The organism is Paracoccus laeviglucosivorans, assembly GCF_900182695.1.
In the GTDB taxonomy this organism is placed as follows: domain Bacteria; phylum Pseudomonadota; class Alphaproteobacteria; order Rhodobacterales; family Rhodobacteraceae; genus Paracoccus; species Paracoccus laeviglucosivorans.
The window spans coordinates 1-15,861 of record NZ_FXTK01000022.1 but is presented as its reverse complement, the minus strand read 5'-3'; the positions used below and the strand labels follow the sequence as shown (position 1 = coordinate 15,861).

Sequence of the window (15,861 nt, the reverse complement as noted above, 5' to 3'; positions counted from 1 at the left end):
TACCCTATTTTTCGCTACGCGACAAGCCTGCCGGACAAAGCAAAACCCCCGGCAGCGGGGTGCGCTGCCGGGGGTTCATGTCATGTGCCACCAATCAGGGGATCAGGCGCGCGATGATCAGGTCCGCTGCCTCTTCCGGCGTGGTCTGGGTGGTGTCGATGCGCAGTTCCGGCGAGTCCGGCACCTCATAGGGCGAGTCGATGCCCGTGAAGTTCTTCAGCTGACCCGAACGCGCCTTGGCATAAAGCCCCTTCACGTCGCGGCCTTCGGCCACTTCCAGCGGGGTATCGACGAACACCTCGACGAATTCGCCGGGCTGCATCATCGAACGCACCATGTCGCGCTCGGACCGGAAGGGAGAGATGAAGGCGGTGATCACGATCAGGCCCGCATCGGTCATCAGCTTCGCCACCTCGCCGACGCGGCGGATGTTTTCCACACGGTCCGCTTCGGTAAAGCCCAGGTCCTTGTTCAGCCCGTGGCGCACGTTATCGCCATCCAGCAGGAAGGTGTGGCGGTTCATCCGCGCCAGCTTCTTCTCGACGATATTGGCGATGGTGGATTTGCCCGAACCGGACAGGCCCGTTAGCCACAGCACCGCGGGCTTCTGGTGCTTCATGCCCGCGTGGTGATCGCGACCAATATCAGTGGCCTGCCAGTGGATGTTCTGGGCGCGACGCAGCGCGAAATGGATCATCCCGGCGGCAACCGTGTGGTTGGTGATCTTGTCGATCAGGATGAAACCGCCCAGATCCCGGTTTTCCGTATACGGCGCAAACGGGATTTCGCGGTCGGTGGTGATATTGGCCACGCCGATCGCGTTCAGGTCCAGCGTCTTGGTCGCCAGATGTTCGCGGGTGTTGACGTTCACCTCATACTTGGGCGCGTGCACGGTGGCCGAAACGGTCTGCGTGCCGATCTTCAGCCAATAGGCACGGCCCGGCACCATTTCCGCTTCGTCCATCCAGACCAGCGTGCTTTCGAACTGGTCGGCGACCTCAAGCGGCGACTGGGCCGCGACGATCACCTGCCCGCGCGAGCAGTCGATCTCATCGGTCAGCGTCAGGGTGATCGCCTCACCGGAAACCGCCAGATCGCGGTCGCCATCCAGCGTCACAATCCGCGACACCGTTGAGGTTTTGCCCGACGGCAGCACCCGCACCTGATCGCCCGGCTTGATCGTGCCGCTGGCGACAAGGCCCGAGAACCCGCGGAAATCAAGGTTCGGACGGTTCACCCATTGCACCGGCATACGGAAGGGTTTCGCCTGATCGGTGGTCGCGTCAACCTCGACCGCCTCCAGATGCGGCAACAGCGCCGTGCCCGTATACCAGGGCATGTTTTCGCTGTGGGCGGTGATATTGTCGCCCTTGAAGCCCGAAATCGGGATCGCAGTGAAATCCTGAATGCCGATGCTGGCGGCGAATTCGCGGTAATCGGCGACGATCTTGTCAAAGGTCGCCTGATCGTAATTCACCAGATCCATCTTGTTCACGGCCAAGACGATGTGGCGGATACCGATCAGTTGCACCAGATAGCTGTGGCGGCGCGTCTGGGTCAGGATGCCCTTGCGCGCGTCGATCAGGATCACGGCCAGATCGGCGGTCGAAGCGCCTGTCACCATGTTACGGGTATACTGTTCGTGACCGGGGGTGTCGGCGACGATGAACTTGCGCTTTTCGGTGGCGAAGAAGCGATAGGCTACGTCGATGGTGATGCCTTGTTCACGCTCGGCCGCCAGACCGTCAACCAGCAGGGCAAAGTCGATTTCCTGCCCCTGCGTGCCGACGCGCTTGCTGTCGCTTTCCAGCGTGGCCAGCTGATCCTCGAAGATCATCTTGCTGTCGTAAAGCAGGCGACCGATCAGCGTAGACTTGCCGTCATCGACCGAGCCGCAGGTGATGAAGCGCAGCATGGTCTTGTGCTGGTGGGTTTCCAGATAGGCGTCGATGTCCTCGGCGATCAGCGCGTCGGTCTTGTAGATGGGTTCTTGGTTCGTCATGGGTCACCTGATTTCGGTGGAATGATTTGGAAGCGGCGCGCGAAAGGCTTAGAAATAGCCTTCCTGCTTCTTCTTCTCCATCGAGGCGGCCTGATCGTGGTCGATCGCCCGGCCCTGACGTTCCGAGGTGGTGGTCAGCAGCATTTCCTGAATGACCTGCGGCAGCGTCGTCGCCTCGCTTTCAACGGCGCCGGTCAGCGGATAGCAGCCCAGCGTGCGGAAGCGGATCGAGCGCATCTGCGGCACTTCGCCTTCGTTCAGGCGGAAGCGTTCGTCATCGACCATCAGGATCAGCCCGTCGCGCTCCACGGTCGGACGCGGGGCCGAGAAATACAGCGGCACGATTTCGATGCCTTCCAGATGGATGTATTGCCAGATGTCCAGCTCGGTCCAGTTCGAGATCGGGAACACCCGGACACTTTCGCCCTTGGCCTTGCGGGCATTATACATGCGCCACAGTTCCGGGCGCTGGTTCTTGGGATCCCAGCGGTGATTGGCCGAACGGAACGAAAAGACGCGCTCTTTCGCACGCGACTTTTCTTCGTCCCGGCGGGCACCGCCAAAGGCCACGTCAAAGCCGTATTTGTCCAGCGCCTGTTTCAGACCTTCGGTCTTCCACATGTCGGTATGCAGACCGCCGTGGTCAAAGGGGTTGATGCCACGCTCGGCCGCTTCGGGGTTTTGATAGACCAGAAGCTCCATCCCGGCATCGGCTGCGGCCTTGTTGCGCAGCGCATACATGTCGCGGAACTTCCACGTGGTGTCCACATGTAGCAGCGGGAAGGGCGGCGGCGCGGGATAGAACGCCTTCTTGGCCAGATGCAGCATGACGGCGCTGTCCTTGCCGACGCTGTAAAGCATCACCGGGTTTTCGGCCTCGGCGACGACCTCGCGCATGATATGGATGCTTTCAGCTTCCAGGCGTTGCAGGTGAGTCAGGGATTTCAGGGTCATTTGAAAGTCTCTGTCAGATAGCTGTTGATCCTGATCTATCGCCGCGTTCTATTCGTCTAACCCCCCATATGGGGGGAAAATGAAATAAGCAGGTCGTTTTTCCATTTCTGTCGAACCAGATATCCTGAATGCCCTGATCGCGGCAGCGACGGGCTTTCCCGACAAGCCGCCACGGGGGGCCGATCCCGGCACGTCGCCAAGCGATCGTTGGCCGGGATTCCTGCAGGAATTGGCGCTGGCGACCGGGGCGGATGCCGCGTCGTTGCACGTCGAGGTCCAGGGGCGTCGCGCGCTGTCATGGCATATCGGGCGCGACCTTGACGAGCCGCGGGCCGATCTGGCGCAGATGCGGGTGAACCGGGTTTATTCCCAGACCGACCTGCCCGGCCTGCCGGAACGGGAGGCACCGATTCGCGCGCTGAAATTCACCATCGGCCCGGATGAACAGGCGCTGCTGGCGCTGCAACGCGCCGATCGGGACTTTCGGGCGGTGGACGGGATGCAGCTTGCGAACCTGACTCCCTATCTGGGCCAGACCATGCGCAGCTGGCGCAAGCTGACACAAGAGCGCGACCGCGCAGCGTTAGAGCGCGAGATTGCAACCGGCCTTGGCTGCGGCTGGATGATCCTGGGGCCGGGGGGTATCGTCACCGAAAGCTCGGCTCAGTTGCGGCCCATGCTGGTTGCGGGCGGTGCAAGGCTGCGATCCACCGGACGGCTGGAGTTTTCGGACCCCGCGCTTGCGCAGGAATTCCAGCGCGCCATGACCGGGGCCGAACGCGGAAATGCGCAGTTCGTGACCCTGACGCATGAACCGCCCATGCATATCGCCATGCTGCCCGCGCAGGAATCGCGGATGCTGGGGATCGTGCGTCTGATGCCCGCCGCCAGCACGCAGCCGGTCGAACGGGTCGCCGCAGCCCTTGGCCTTAGCCGCAGCGAGGCGCGGCTGGCCATGCTGCTTTGCGACGGGTTCAGCCTGCGCGATGCGGCCACGGAACTGGGCTGGACGATCGAAACGGCGCGAAGCTGCTCGAAGCAGATATACGCGCGGATGGGGGCTGACGGGCAAAGCGACGTGGTGCGGCGGATGCTTTGCGGGCCGCTTTGGCTGGCGGGGACAGCCGCTTTGCAGGGGCAAGGCTGAACACTGGCGGGTGTGGCCGGCCCGGATATTTGCACCCCAGAAATCGCAGCGCAGATATGGGCGATTTCCGGCCCCGTTCGGCAAGCTGCCGCCTAAAAGCGCGGGCGGGGCGGGTGATGTCATGCCCTGCCACGCGAATCGCCTGTATGGTGCCCGCATCGCACCGGAAAGGAGGACCGAATGCCCCGCCCGCTGACCCCCGAGACCGTCGTCAACACCTGGACCGATGCCTGGCAGGACAATCCCGACGTCACGACCCTTGCGAATGGCAATGTCGTCGTGGTCTGGGATTCCAAGTTCATGCATGACGACATGGATTACCAATATGTCGCCGCCCAGATCTTTCGCCCCGACGGCACCCGCGTCGGCGGAGAGATGATCCTGTCCGACCTTTCACTGGTCGCGAACTATCCGCGGGTCGAGGCTTTGGCGGGCGGCGGCTTTGCCGTGGCATGGACCGCGGGACCGGATTCGGTGCTGAACCCCACAGATGTCTACACGGCGACCTATAGCGCGGCGGGCGCGCGGACCAGCGCGATCCAGCGCGTCAGCCAATCCACCGACAACGACTTCTTTGCCCCCGATGTCGTCGCCCGCCCCGATGGCGGCTATTCGGTGATCTGGTCGCGCGAACGCGCCGAGCCGAACGAAGACGTGTTCAATTCCAGCGATACCTTTGTGCGCAGCTACGGGGCCAATGGCAGTCCGCAATCCGGCACCACCCTGCTGAACACCCAGACATTCGGCGATCAGCACGGCGGGCGGGGCGCGGCGCTTAGCAACGGGTTTTCCGTCGTCGTCTGGGAAGGCGAGCGTCCGGGCAACAGCCCCTATGCCCTGCCCAGCGACGTCCGGGCGCGCATCCTTGATGCAACCGGTCGTCCCATCACCCCCGAGATCATGGTCACGCCCGATGCCAACGGCCCTAACGGCGGCATCGCGCTGACCGATACCGATGTGGATGTGGCGGCCCTGTCCGGCGGGCGGTTCATCGTCACCTGGGTTGACACGGTGCTGGACGGGCAGCCGGACGGTGACACGGCGTTTCGCGTCTATGGCCGGATATTCGGCGCCGATGGCAGGGCGCAGACGGGTGCGTTTCAGGTCAATCAGTACGACAGCAACGTGCCCGACCATACCGCCGTCATCGGGCTGGCGAATGGCGGCTTTGCGGTCGTCTGGGACCAATGGGCCGATGAACGCGCCGATACCCACCAGACCGAGGTTTTCGGGCAATATTTCTCGGAATTCGGGGTGCGGGTCGGCGGCAATTTCATCGTGAACAACGAACGGGACTGGTCGCAGGAATGGCCCTCGATCACGGCGCTGGACAATGGCAACATCTTTGTCGCCTATGAAAGCGAATATCTGGATGGCGATCATCTGGGCATCGGCGGGCGCATATTCTTGGGAATGACCGCCGCGGAAATCGCGCGCGGCAGCTTTGGCGCACCGACCCAGCTTGCGGACCGGATCACCGGCTCGATGGGGGCCGACCGGATCATGGGTCTGGCCGGGAACGATGCGCTGACAGGGCGCGGCGGCAATGACCTGATCGTCGCAGGCGGCGGCGCGGACGCGCTGAACGGCGGCTATGGCAATGACACGCTGGATGGTGGCGCGGGCGTGGATACGCTGATCTTTGCCGCGGCGACGCCGATCCATGTGAACCTTGCGCTGCGGGGGCCACAGGCCACGGGTCAGGGCACCGACACCATCATGAATATCGAAAACGTCACCTCGGGCAGCGGCAACGATGTGCTAAGCGGCAATGGCGCCGCCAATGTGCTGAATGGCGGCGCCGGAAACGACGTCCTGAACGGCGCGGGTGGAAACGACCGGCTGATCGGCGGGCTGGGGATCGACACCATGCGCGGCGGGCTGGGCAATGACAGCTATTCGGTGAACCACGCCCGCGACGTGGTAACCGAAGTCGCGGGCGGCGGGATCGACTGGATCAACGCCACCGTGGGCATCGATCTTGCGCGTTTCCCGCATGTCGAAAACGTGGCGCTTGCGGGCACGGCTGCGCTATTTGCCAACGGCTCGGCCGGGAACAACACGCTGATCGGCAACGGCGTCAACAACATGCTGAGCGGTCGGGCGGGCAATGACGTGCTGACCGGCGGCGCGGGGGCCGATACCTTCATCTATCGGGACGGGTTCGACCGCGACGTGATCACCGATTTCCGCAATGACGTGGACACGATCCGGTTGCTGGATTTCGGCCTGACCTCATTCGCGCAGGCGCGTGGCCATGCGACGCAGGTGGGTGCGAATGTGGTGTTCGATTTCGGCGGCGGCGACACGCTGACCATCCGCAACGCGACGATCAACGCGCTTTCCGACGACCTGCTGTTCGTCTGAACCAGCCGCGCCCGCGCCGGACCGGCAGCGGGCGCGATTTCCTGCCAAGCGCGCATACGCGATCTGGCGCAGGACCGCAGGACGTGTAGCCTTGCCCCTGCAGCAAGGAGCCGAGCATGTCCCGTAAATCCGCCCGCTATGTGATCGTCCCCGAAGACAACGTGTTCAACGACAGCATGGAGACGACCAGTTTCCGCCTGTTCCGCACCATGTATCACCGGCTGTTCAAAAAGGCGGGCGCGCGTCCGGCCGGCAGCGTGGCGCAGGGCGCGGGCGACGGTTCGGCCCCCGCAACCCGCCCCCGCCTGCGCCTGCTGGAGACCGAGGCTGGGCGCATCCGCCTGCTGGATTCCATCGGCGAGAACGAGGCATCGCTGGTCAGCATGACCCCCGAACAGGCGCGCGACCTGCAACGCGCCTATCCCGGACTGCGGGTCCGGCGCGAATTGCGGCTTTATCCTTTGCGTTATGGCAAGCGTAACATCATCCGCAAGCACGCCAAGCCGTCGGCCTTTCGCTCCAGCAAGGAACTTGAGCTGCGCTGCGTGGATGCCAGGACGGGCAAACCCATCGCGGATGCCTCGGTCGTGGTGGTGCTGGACAGCCGCCGGGGCTTTGGCATCTCGGATGCGGTGACGGACAAGGACGGCATCTTTCGCACCCCCCTGCCCGCCGGACAGACCCGAATTGATGCGGTGATCTGCCAGCCTTTGGCCGGATACTGGCCAGCGGGCGAGGAGGACATTCAGGTCACAGCGGATGGCCTGACCGAAGTGACGCTTTCGCTGATCGCGGTGCAGGATGATTTCCAGGACGGGCTGGACCGGATGCTGGCCGCCACGAAAAAGCCCGATGGCGAAGGCGTCAAGGTCGCGATCATCGACACCGGGGTCGATCCGGCCAAGGGGCTGCGGCTGGAACGCGGGCTGAACACCACCGGGACCGAGCCTGCCGATGAATGGTTCGACAATGGCACGGGCCACGGCACCCATGTTGCGGGGATCGTCGCCCGCGTGGCCCCGCAGGCCGTGCTGCATTCCTATCGCGTGTTCGAACGCGGCGATGGTGGAGCCAGCGAATTCGCGATTGCCCGCGCCATCCGTCAGGCCGTCGATGACGGCTGCGACATCATCAACATGAGCCTTGGTCAACCGTCCGAGCCGATCTCGATCTCGCGCGAGGTGCGGCGGGCGCGGGCGATGGGCGTTGTCTGCATCGCGGCGACCGGGAACGACTATATGGCGCCCGTATCCTATCCGGCGCGGTCGGGGGTTGTGGTGGCGGTTTCGGCGGGCGGCGTGCTGGATGCGTGGCCGCAGGGGGTGATGACCAGCCGCAACGTGGCCGACGATCCCGCGCCCATCGGAGACCGCTTTTTCGCAGGATTCAGCAATATTGGGCCGGAAGTGGACTTTATCGGACCGGGCGTCGGCATTATATCTTGGGTCAGCAAGGAATCTAAGGGGGTGATGGACGGCACCTCGATGGCCTGTCCCGCGGTTGCGGGTCTGTTTGCCCGGCTGCTGTCGCGAAACCCTGAAATCCTGTCGGCGGAACGCAACCAACAGCGCTCTGACGACATTATCAGGATGGCGAACAGCCATGCCGTCCCGATCGGTTTCGGCCCGGAATATGAGGGCGCCGGTCTGATCGACCAGAGGTGATGACTATGAAGGTGCAACGCAAGAAGTCGGACAGCTGCATGATCGTCTATTCCGACGATCAGGACCCCAGCCGCGAAGAAACGGCGCGGGTGATGGATCATCTGAAGCCGCTGGCCGCCGAAGAGGTCGTGCCGGGCACGATCCGCGTCAAAGGCACGCTGGGTCAGGTTCGCAAAAGCATCGGCGATCTGGCGCATTGGCGTCTGTCGCAGGAAAAAATCTTCACGCTGAATCCTCCGCACAAGGCACAGCTGCGCTGATGCGGCTGCAATTCGGGCCGTTGGCCGAGCTTGATCCCCTTCGCGTGACCGAAGGGGTGTTGCCGCTGGAAAGCTATGACGACCGCCGGGGCTATGATCCCGGCTTCGTTTTGCCCGCAACGCCTCTGCCGCTGCCCGGTCCGGGCCGCTGGGCGGACGACCTGATCGAGCTTTTGCCAGCCGCACGGCGCAACGGGCAGGACGCAACCGAACTGCGCTATACGCATTTTTCGGTGCGGATGTCGAAATCGCGCGCCCTGCCCATTTACAGCGCCTGCAATATCGACGGTGCGCAATCCGACCGGGGCGTGCCGCGCAGCAATACATGGCGGCGTGATCCGCGCATCGATCCCAGCCATCAGAACCTGCGCGAAGGTTATGGCGACGAACGGCGCGGGCTTTTCAGCCGGGGCCACATGACGCGGCGTGAAGACCCGAACTGGGGCAGCCGCGACACCGCCAAGCGCGCCGATGTGGACACGTTCCACATCACCAATGTCGCGCCGCAGCGGCAGGGCTTCAACGGCGGCATCTGGCTGGATCTTGAAGATTACGTGCTGGACAATGCCGACCGTTCCAATCTGCGCGTCACGGTCATCACCGGGCCGATCCTGTCCGATGCCGATCCGACCTATTACAACCGCCAGATACCCGTCGCGTTCTGGAAGATACTGGCCTTTATCCATGCGGGCACGGGCGAGTTGACCACCATCGGCTATCGCCGTTCGCAAATGGATTATCTGCCGCGCCCCTCGGGCGGGCGTTTCGTCTTTGGTGATTTTCAGGACAGTCAGGTCCCGATCAGCGCCATTGCCGAGGAAACCGGGCTGGAGCTGGACGCCTACGCCGATTTCGACGTGATGGCAGGCGCATCCAGCAACATGGAGATCCGGGTCAGCAGCGTCGCGGATTTCTATTTGTCGCGCTGATCTTCGGGAACGGCGATCGGTCCCATATCGACCATCAATCCCATACTTTGCATAACGATCAACGAGGTGGCGAAAAGCATGCCGCCAGCCATGATTGCGGTGATGAAGTTTGCGGCCATAACAGTGTCCTGTTTCATTAAGCTTACCTTGCGTTAACCTTGGCCCCGTCTTCGCGGCCTTCACAGGTCAACGCAGCAGCCCAAAAGCTTAAGCGGTTTTTTGCCATCCGCCCGCGATCCGGGCAATTGCCCAAGTGGCCCGAGCCCCCGAAATGCCCCGCTTGCCCACGGGCGGGAACCTTTCGCCCTTTCAGGAGTCTAGCCAGTCCCAGCCCCTGATCCCGAAGGTTCGCCATGCTGCGTCATATCCCCCTTGCCACCGTCGCTTCGCTTTTCATGCTCTCGATGCCCGTGGCCGCGCAGGACATCGTGGTTTCGTCAAAGATCGACACCGAAGGCGGGGTGCTGGGCAACGTGATCCTGCTGGCGTTGCGTGATGCCGGACTGCCGGTGCAGGACAAGCTGCAACTTGGCGCGACCCCGATCATGCGGGATGCGATCACGGCGGGGCAGATCGACATTTATCCTGAATATACCGCAAACGGCGCATTCTTTTTCAACGAAGCCGACAGCGACGTGTGGAAGGACGCGGCCAAGGGCTATGCCCGCGTGGCGGAACTGGACAAGGAACAGAACGATATCGTGTGGCTGGAGCCCGCGCCCGCCAACAACACCTGGGCCATCGCGCTGCGTCAGGATCTGGCCGAAAAGAACGGCCTGACCACCATGTCCCAGTTCGGTGAATGGATCGCCGGCGGGGGAGAGGTGAAGCTGGCTGCCTCGACCGAATTCGTGACCTCGCCCGCCGCGCTGCCCGCCTTTCAGCAGGCTTACGGCTTTACGCTGAAACCCGAACAGCTGGTCCAGCTTGCGGGGGGCGACACGGCGGCAACCATTGCTGCGGCGGCGCAACAGACATCGGGCGTGAATGCCGCGATGGTCTATGGCACGGACGGCGCCATCGCCGAAGCCGGGCTGCTGGTGATGGAGGATGACAAGGCGGTGCAGCCCGTCTATGCCCCCGCCCCCATCGTCCGCGCCAAGGTGCTTGAGGCGCATCCCCAGATCCGCGACGTGCTGGCCCCGATCTTTCAGACCCTGACGCTGCAGACCCTGCAACAGCTGAACGGCCGCGTGCAGGTCGGCGGCGAACCCGCAGCCACCGTCGCGCAGGATTACCTGACCCAGGCGGGGTTCCTCAAGCAATAAAGCCGCATGTCCCCGCCCGCTATTCTTGTCGCGATCCTTGGGCTTGTCGGGCTTTGGCTGCCGCTGGTGCAATTCAAACCCAACCGCATTGCTGCGGGCGACAGCCTGACGCTGGCAGCCGCGCTTGAGGCAGGCTGGCCGGTCGCGCTGGGATTGGCGGCGGTCCTGATCCTTGGCTGCCTGCGATACTGGTCGCCGCGCCTTCGGATCGTCGCGGCAGCGCTTGGCATTGCCGTGCTGGTCCTGTCGCTGGGGGCAGCGGCAAGCCAGCTGGTCGGGCCGGACAACAAGCTGGCGCGGGTCAGCCCGGCATCGGGCTTCTGGCTGATGCTGCTGGCATTTTCGCTGATGTGGGCGGATGGGGTCACGCGGATGCGTCCCTCGCTACGCGCAAGCTGGCTGATGCTGGCGGGTGCGCTGGCCCAAGTCGCAGCGCTGCTGCTGTCGGGGCAGCTGGCGGATGTGTCGGTCATGCGCGAACTCGCCGCGCGTCAGGATACCTTCGCGCATGAGGCGCGGGCCCATCTGATCCTTGCATTCGGTTCGCTGGGGCTGGCGCTGCTGGCGGGCCTGCCCTTGGGCATCGCCATCTATCAGGCGCCACGATGGCGCGGGCCTGTGCTGGCGGTGCTGAACGTCCTGCAAACCATCCCCTCGCTGGCGCTGTTCGGGATCATGATCCCGATCCTTGGCTGGATCGCCGCGACCTTGCCCGGCGCGGGTCGGCTGGGCGTGTCGGGGATCGGCATGTTCCCAGCGCTGGTTGCGCTGTTTCTGTATTCGCTGCTGCCCGTCGTTTCCAACACCTTGTCGGGGCTGGCGGGGGTGCCAGCGACGGCACGGGACGCAGCGGCGGGGCTGGGCATGACGCGGGCGCAGATGATGTTCCAGATCCTACTGCCGCTGGGCCTGCCTGCGCTGCTGGCGGCGGTGCGGATCGTGCTGGTGCAAAACATCGGCCTTACCGTCATCGCCGGCCTGATCGGAGGCGGCGGATTCGGCACCTTCGTCTTTCAGGGCCTGAACCAGACCGCGATGGATCTGGTGCTGCTGGGCGCACTGCCCACCATCGCGCTGGCACTGGTATCGGGCATCGTCATGGGCCTGCTGGTGGACCAAAGCCGCGCCACAAGGGGGCAAGCATGATCGAGTTGCGCAACCTGACGCGCCATTACGGCGAAGTGACCGCTGTGAACGATGTCAGCCTGACCGTCCAGACCGGACAGATCGCGGTGCTTGTGGGCACCTCGGGTTCGGGCAAGACGACGCTGCTGCGGCTGATCAACCGGCTGGTGCAGCCGTCATCTGGGCAGGTGCTGATCGACGGGGCGGATACCGCAAGCCTGCCCGTCCACCACCTGCGGCGCCGCATCGGCTATGCCATACAGGGCGACGGGCTGTTTCCGCACCGCACCGTTGCCCGCAACATCGCTACCGTGCCGCGCCTGCTGGGCTGGCCAAAGTCGCGGATCGACGCCCGCATCGACGAATTGCTGGCGCTGTTCCAGCTTGAGCCTGCGGCGTTTCGCGACCGGATGCCGCATCAGCTGTCGGGCGGTCAGGCCCAGCGTGTGGGCGTGGCCCGCGCCCTTGCGGCAAAGCCAGATCTGCTGCTGATGGACGAACCCTTTGGCGCGCTGGATTCGGTGATCCGCGCCAAGGCGCAGTCCGATCTGCGCGACATCCAGCGTCAGCTGGGCACGACGATCATCCTTGTCACCCATGACATTCAGGAAGCGGTGCAACTGGGCGACCGCATCGCCGTCATGGACCGGGGCCGTGTGCTGCAATATGACAGCCCCGCGCAAATCCTGACCCAACCTGCGACCCCCTTCGTCCGCGACCTGATCGGCCCGACCGAGCGGGCGTTTCGTCTGCTGTCGCTGACCGGCATCGGACCGATCACGATGCCGGGCGAGGCGCATGGCACGCCCATCGCGCGTGACGCCACATTGCGCGATGCCTTGGCCGAATGCCTGTGGAGCGGGCGTGACGCCCTGCCTGTCCAGGGCGGCGGCATCGTCACGCTTGATGCGCTGCGCGCCAATGCGGCGCAGGACCGGCAATGATCGGGCGGCTGCTTCTGGCCTTGGCTGCGGCATTCGCGCTGGCATTCCTGCTTAGCCCGACCAGCTTTGCTGTCCTGTTCCAGCCGCTGACCCGCAATGGCGCGCCCGCCATCTATACCCAAGCCAGCCTGTTGCGGCTGACCCTGTTTCATCTGGGGATCGTGGCGCTTGCCGTGCTGATCTCGACCGCCGTTGCGCTGGCATTGGCATTGTTCGTCACGCGACCCGTCGGGCGCGAATTCCTGCCGCTGGCACGCACCATCACCACCATCGGCCAGACATTCCCCCCCGTCGCCGTGCTGGCCCTTGCCGTGCCGGTCATGGGCTTCGGGACCGGCCCCACGCTGGTCGCGCTGATCCTTTACGGCCTGCTGCCCGTCTTTGAAAACGCGCTGGCCGCCCTGACCGGACAGCCCGCAAAGGTGGCCGAGGCCGCGCGGGGCATGGGCCTGACCCCCGCCCAGCGGCTTTGGCAGGTCGATCTGCCGCTGGCGCTGCCACTGCTGCTGGCCGGGATGCGGCTGACGGCCGTGATCTCGCTTGGCACGGCCACCATCGGCTCGACCGTCGCGGCCAAGACGCTGGGCGAGGTCATCATCGCGGGGCTTTTATCATCGAACACGGCCTATGTCGTGCAGGGCGGCATGATCGTCGGCATCATCGCCGTGCTGATCCATGCGGGTTTCCAGCATCTGGAACGCCGCGCAGCCCGCGCAACAGGGCAAACCGACTGATTGGAATGGCTGGTCAGAATGGGGCATCATGGCGGGACGGAGCAAGAACGCGGGGCGCAGGCTTCTGACCCTCAAGCATGACCGTTGGTGGTTTCGCAGGGAGATCCCTGAAGCCTGCCGTGAGGCTGTCGGAAGGGGCCGCTTCTGGATGGTCAACCTTGCCACCTCAGACCTCCGCACAGCGCAGCGCCTTCGTGACGGTCTAGAACGCGAAACAGCGGAGGTCTTTGATTGCGTCCGTGAAGGCCGAGGCATCACGGGACAGGAGATGACCGCTAGAGAGCGTGGGGTGCTCCACAGGGAGGCGATAGCGGCGGTTTCAGATCAGCACTCAGACGGCCCTGAAGATCCCGTTGTGAGCCCTTACGAGGCCGCTGTGCTGTCTGCCGAGAGCGAAGCCGATAAGATAAAAGACCCAGAGGAACGAGGCGCATTCTTAGACGCATTGCACGGCTACGAGCCGCTCGACGTGCATGTGGACGATTACCTCAAAGCCGCAAAGATTGCTCCCAAGACTGGCAACGAACGCAGGGGCCTAATCGGAAAGCTCGCAGCATGGGCAGCAGCACAGAAGCCCCCGCTGATGCTCAACAGGCTGGACCGTCGCCATGCGGGCCGCTACGTCTCTGAAATGATAGACCCCATGCACCCTGCGACACAGGGCAAGCACCTGACGGCCCTGCGCGGGTATTGGAAGTATCTGGCAGCACGGGGCCACGTAAGCCTGCCTGTAGGCGAGCCTAGAGGGACCGGCTGGCCTTGGAATGACCAGATGCTTGAACGCAAGGCAGGGCGGGCGGAGCGCGGCGCGAAGGAGACGGAACGACCCTTCACTGAAGAGGAGGTCAAAAAGCTCCTATACTGCCCCTACCCTTCGGGCATGGACCCCAATCACGAAACGCAAATCCAAGACATCCTGCGCATATCTTTGCTATCAGGGATGCGCGTTGCCGAGATTGCCACACTTTGGGTCGAAGAGGTCCGAGAGGTCGGGGGAGCCGGACTGGTGTTCGACATCCAGCAAGGCAAGACCGACGCCGCAGCCCGCCCCGTCCCCGTTCACCCAGACCTCATGGACATCGTGAAGCGCCGCCTGAAGGACAGCAAAGGGCAACCGAAAGACGGCAAGGCTTGGCTGTTCCATGAGCTCGCCATTGAGCGCGACCCCGGCGACACCTTCGGGAAACGCTTCAGGCGCTACAGGACCCATTTGGGAGTCGATGACAAGCGGGACGGAAAGCGGCGGAGTCTGGTCAACTTCCACTCCGCGCGGCGTTGGTTTGCCACGACAGCAGACAGAGCGGGCCAGCCGGAGCCTGTGATTAAGGATGTGATCGGGCATGTCCCGGACAAGAGGAACGTGACCCGAGCGGCCTATATCGCGAGGTCATCTGGGGAACAGATGAGAGCCTGTGTGGAGGCTGTTAGGCTACCGGAAGAAGATGTTCCAGTTGGGACCGGCACGGCCTTGGTTCGCTCGGCAACCAGCTAGGAATGGGGCGACCAAAGCCGCCCGCACCTAACTATGACCACGCAATTTGCGTGTTCTACTACATGCGTAGTAGTCAGCACATCGGACAATGGTCAAAAGGCGTAATCAGCCCGCAACCGGTCCTCCGCGTCATCGTCCGGGACTTCATCATAATCGTATTCGTCCCCTTCCCCATGCAGGTAATCATACAAGGCCACGATACGCTTCTCTCCCAGCGCCTCTATCAGGGCATCGTCAACCGCCCCCGCATCCCGCAAGATTGGCATGCCAATGTGCTTTCGTCTGTCCAGCAGATCGCGGATTGCTTTCGTCAGGTCAGCTATACCCTTCTTGCGCTGGGCATCCGTAAGTATTGCACCTCCGTCATCTACGGGCGGCAGTCGCTTGTCTCTGTGCCAGTCCCCTGTCGGCTCCCGCCCCTCTATCTGCATCTCCCGAAGGCGTTTGCGCATATTATCGACCGTGCGGGCGGCGATACCTGCGGCCTTGCTGACCTCTGGGACGGTGTAGCGCCTTTCCATCGGCTGTCGGACAAGACGCCATGCGGCATCTAGCCGCTCAGAACTGGTCAGCGGCACAGTGTCCTTGACGTTTGCCCTGAGAGCTTCAAGCAGGGCTTCCCGCCTGTCGCATACGATCACTCGAGCAGGAACTTCATCCGTCCACCCGGCCCGCCTGTAGGCAGCAATTCGGTATTCCCCATCAAGGAGCACAAGGGGTGCAGCCGTGTCGGAATCATCGCGCCAAAGCAAGATCGGGTCCAGAGGTCGCCCCGTTCGCTTGACTGCTGCGGCCAAGTTGTCGCGGTGCCGTCTATCTTGCCTCCCCCGGCGTAGGCTGAAAGCGGTCTCGGTCGTGATCTGGTCGAGGGCAATCAGTCGTAAGCGTTCGCTGGCCATCACGGTTAGCTTAGCTTGACGGCCTGAAGTTCCACGGCAGCAGGTCGTCGATGCGGCTTTGCGGGTGTCCGTTGGC

At 63.5% G+C, this 15,861-nt stretch carries 14 protein-coding genes; 10 read left to right on the top strand and 4 right to left on the bottom strand.

Annotation, left to right across the window (positions count from 1 at the left end; all coding sequences use genetic code 11):
• Positions 1–94: 94 nt before the first annotated feature.
• The gene (gene cysN / locus FN835_RS17470; RefSeq protein WP_142664525.1) at positions 95–2,002 is read right to left on the bottom strand and encodes a sulfate adenylyltransferase subunit CysN; all 1,908 of its coding nucleotides are present in this window, start codon (positions 2,000–2,002) and stop codon (positions 95–97) included.
• 48 nt (positions 2,003–2,050) lie between these two features.
• Positions 2,051–2,956 (bottom strand): sulfate adenylyltransferase subunit CysD, encoded by a 906-nt coding sequence (gene cysD / locus FN835_RS17465; protein WP_142664524.1) that lies wholly within the window; start codon positions 2,954–2,956, stop codon positions 2,051–2,053.
• Positions 2,957–3,185: 229 nt separating this feature from the next.
• On the opposite strand from cysD, the gene FN835_RS17460 reads away from it, so the two are divergent.
• The 5 genes from FN835_RS17460 to FN835_RS17440 all read left to right on the top strand — a co-directional run bounded on the left by FN835_RS17460 (position 3,186) and on the right by FN835_RS17440 (position 9,323).
• On the top strand, positions 3,186–4,103 hold the full coding sequence (locus FN835_RS17460) for a helix-turn-helix transcriptional regulator (protein ID WP_142664523.1): 918 nt from the start codon (positions 3,186–3,188) through the stop codon (positions 4,101–4,103).
• Positions 4,104–4,283: 180 nt separating this feature from the next.
• Entirely contained in the window at positions 4,284–6,470 is a 2,187-nt protein-coding gene (locus FN835_RS17455; RefSeq protein WP_142664522.1) for a calcium-binding protein, read from the top strand.
• 116 nt (positions 6,471–6,586) lie between these two features.
• Positions 6,587–8,134, top strand: a complete 1,548-nt coding sequence (locus tag FN835_RS17450) for a S8 family peptidase (protein WP_142664521.1) — start codon at positions 6,587–6,589, stop codon at positions 8,132–8,134.
• A gap of 5 nt (positions 8,135–8,139) precedes the next feature.
• The gene (locus tag FN835_RS17445) at positions 8,140–8,394 is read left to right on the top strand and encodes a hypothetical protein (protein ID WP_142664520.1); all 255 of its coding nucleotides are present in this window, start codon (positions 8,140–8,142) and stop codon (positions 8,392–8,394) included.
• Positions 8,394–9,323: a DNA/RNA non-specific endonuclease gene (locus tag FN835_RS17440; protein ID WP_142664519.1), complete on the top strand. Its 930-nt coding sequence runs from the start codon at positions 8,394–8,396 to the stop codon at positions 9,321–9,323. The genes FN835_RS17445 and FN835_RS17440 overlap by 1 nt, the downstream gene beginning before the upstream one ends.
• On the opposite strand, the gene FN835_RS21325 is transcribed toward FN835_RS17440, so the two are convergent.
• Positions 9,308–9,460 carry a hypothetical protein gene (locus FN835_RS21325; protein WP_185958736.1) on the bottom strand — a complete coding sequence of 51 codons (153 nt, stop codon included), beginning with the start codon at positions 9,458–9,460 and terminating at the stop codon, positions 9,308–9,310. The genes FN835_RS17440 and FN835_RS21325 overlap by 16 nt on opposite strands.
• Before the next feature lie 216 nt (positions 9,461–9,676).
• Here FN835_RS21325 and osmF point away from each other — a divergent pair, with 216 nt between their 5' ends.
• From osmF to FN835_RS17415, 5 genes are read left to right on the top strand one after another with little or no spacing between them, the layout of a single operon-like run.
• Complete coding sequence (gene osmF, locus FN835_RS17435) at positions 9,677–10,591, top strand: glycine betaine ABC transporter substrate-binding protein OsmF (protein WP_142664518.1); 915 nt, start codon at positions 9,677–9,679, stop codon at positions 10,589–10,591.
• A 6-nt stretch (positions 10,592–10,597) separates the two neighbouring features.
• The gene (locus FN835_RS17430) at positions 10,598–11,737 is read left to right on the top strand and encodes an ABC transporter permease (protein ID WP_142664517.1); all 1,140 of its coding nucleotides are present in this window, start codon (positions 10,598–10,600) and stop codon (positions 11,735–11,737) included.
• Complete coding sequence (locus FN835_RS17425; RefSeq protein ID WP_142664516.1) at positions 11,734–12,660, top strand: ABC transporter ATP-binding protein; 927 nt, start codon at positions 11,734–11,736, stop codon at positions 12,658–12,660. Before FN835_RS17430 ends, FN835_RS17425 begins: the two co-directional genes overlap by 4 nt.
• Complete coding sequence (locus FN835_RS17420; RefSeq protein WP_142664515.1) at positions 12,657–13,394, top strand: ABC transporter permease; 738 nt, start codon at positions 12,657–12,659, stop codon at positions 13,392–13,394. Before FN835_RS17425 ends, FN835_RS17420 begins: the two co-directional genes overlap by 4 nt.
• Positions 13,336–14,886, top strand: a complete 1,551-nt coding sequence (locus FN835_RS17415; protein ID WP_342778601.1) for a tyrosine-type recombinase/integrase — start codon at positions 13,336–13,338, stop codon at positions 14,884–14,886. The genes FN835_RS17420 and FN835_RS17415 overlap by 59 nt, the downstream gene beginning before the upstream one ends.
• Positions 14,887–14,978: 92 nt before the next feature.
• On the opposite strand, the gene FN835_RS17410 is transcribed toward FN835_RS17415, so the two are convergent.
• Positions 14,979–15,861: ParB N-terminal domain-containing protein (locus FN835_RS17410; RefSeq protein WP_221930465.1), on the bottom strand; the 883-nt coding region annotated here is incomplete at its 5' end.

Excerpts from the sequence above, each read along its gene's own strand:
- FN835_RS17430 (WP_142664517.1), top strand. The coding sequence starts at position 10,598 with ATGTCCCCGCCCGCTATTCTTGTCGCGATCCTTGGGCTTGTCGGGCTT.
- FN835_RS17445 (WP_142664520.1), top strand. The coding sequence starts at position 8,140 with ATGAAGGTGCAACGCAAGAAGTCGGACAGCTGCATGATCGTCTATTCC.
- FN835_RS17440 (WP_142664519.1), top strand. The coding sequence starts at position 8,394 with ATGCGGCTGCAATTCGGGCCGTTGGCCGAGCTTGATCCCCTTCGCGTG.
- osmF (WP_142664518.1), top strand. The coding sequence starts at position 9,677 with ATGCTGCGTCATATCCCCCTTGCCACCGTCGCTTCGCTTTTCATGCTC.
- FN835_RS17420 (WP_142664515.1), top strand. The coding sequence starts at position 12,657 with ATGATCGGGCGGCTGCTTCTGGCCTTGGCTGCGGCATTCGCGCTGGCA.
- FN835_RS21325 (WP_185958736.1), bottom strand. The coding sequence starts at position 9,460 with ATGAAACAGGACACTGTTATGGCCGCAAACTTCATCACCGCAATCATG.
- cysD (WP_142664524.1), bottom strand. The coding sequence starts at position 2,956 with ATGACCCTGAAATCCCTGACTCACCTGCAACGCCTGGAAGCTGAAAGC.
- cysN (WP_142664525.1), bottom strand. The coding sequence starts at position 2,002 with ATGACGAACCAAGAACCCATCTACAAGACCGACGCGCTGATCGCCGAG.
- FN835_RS17450 (WP_142664521.1), top strand. The coding sequence starts at position 6,587 with ATGTCCCGTAAATCCGCCCGCTATGTGATCGTCCCCGAAGACAACGTG.
- FN835_RS17415 (WP_342778601.1), top strand. The coding sequence starts at position 13,336 with ATGCGGGTTTCCAGCATCTGGAACGCCGCGCAGCCCGCGCAACAGGGC.
- FN835_RS17425 (WP_142664516.1), top strand. The coding sequence starts at position 11,734 with ATGATCGAGTTGCGCAACCTGACGCGCCATTACGGCGAAGTGACCGCT.
- FN835_RS17455 (WP_142664522.1), top strand. The coding sequence starts at position 4,284 with ATGCCCCGCCCGCTGACCCCCGAGACCGTCGTCAACACCTGGACCGAT.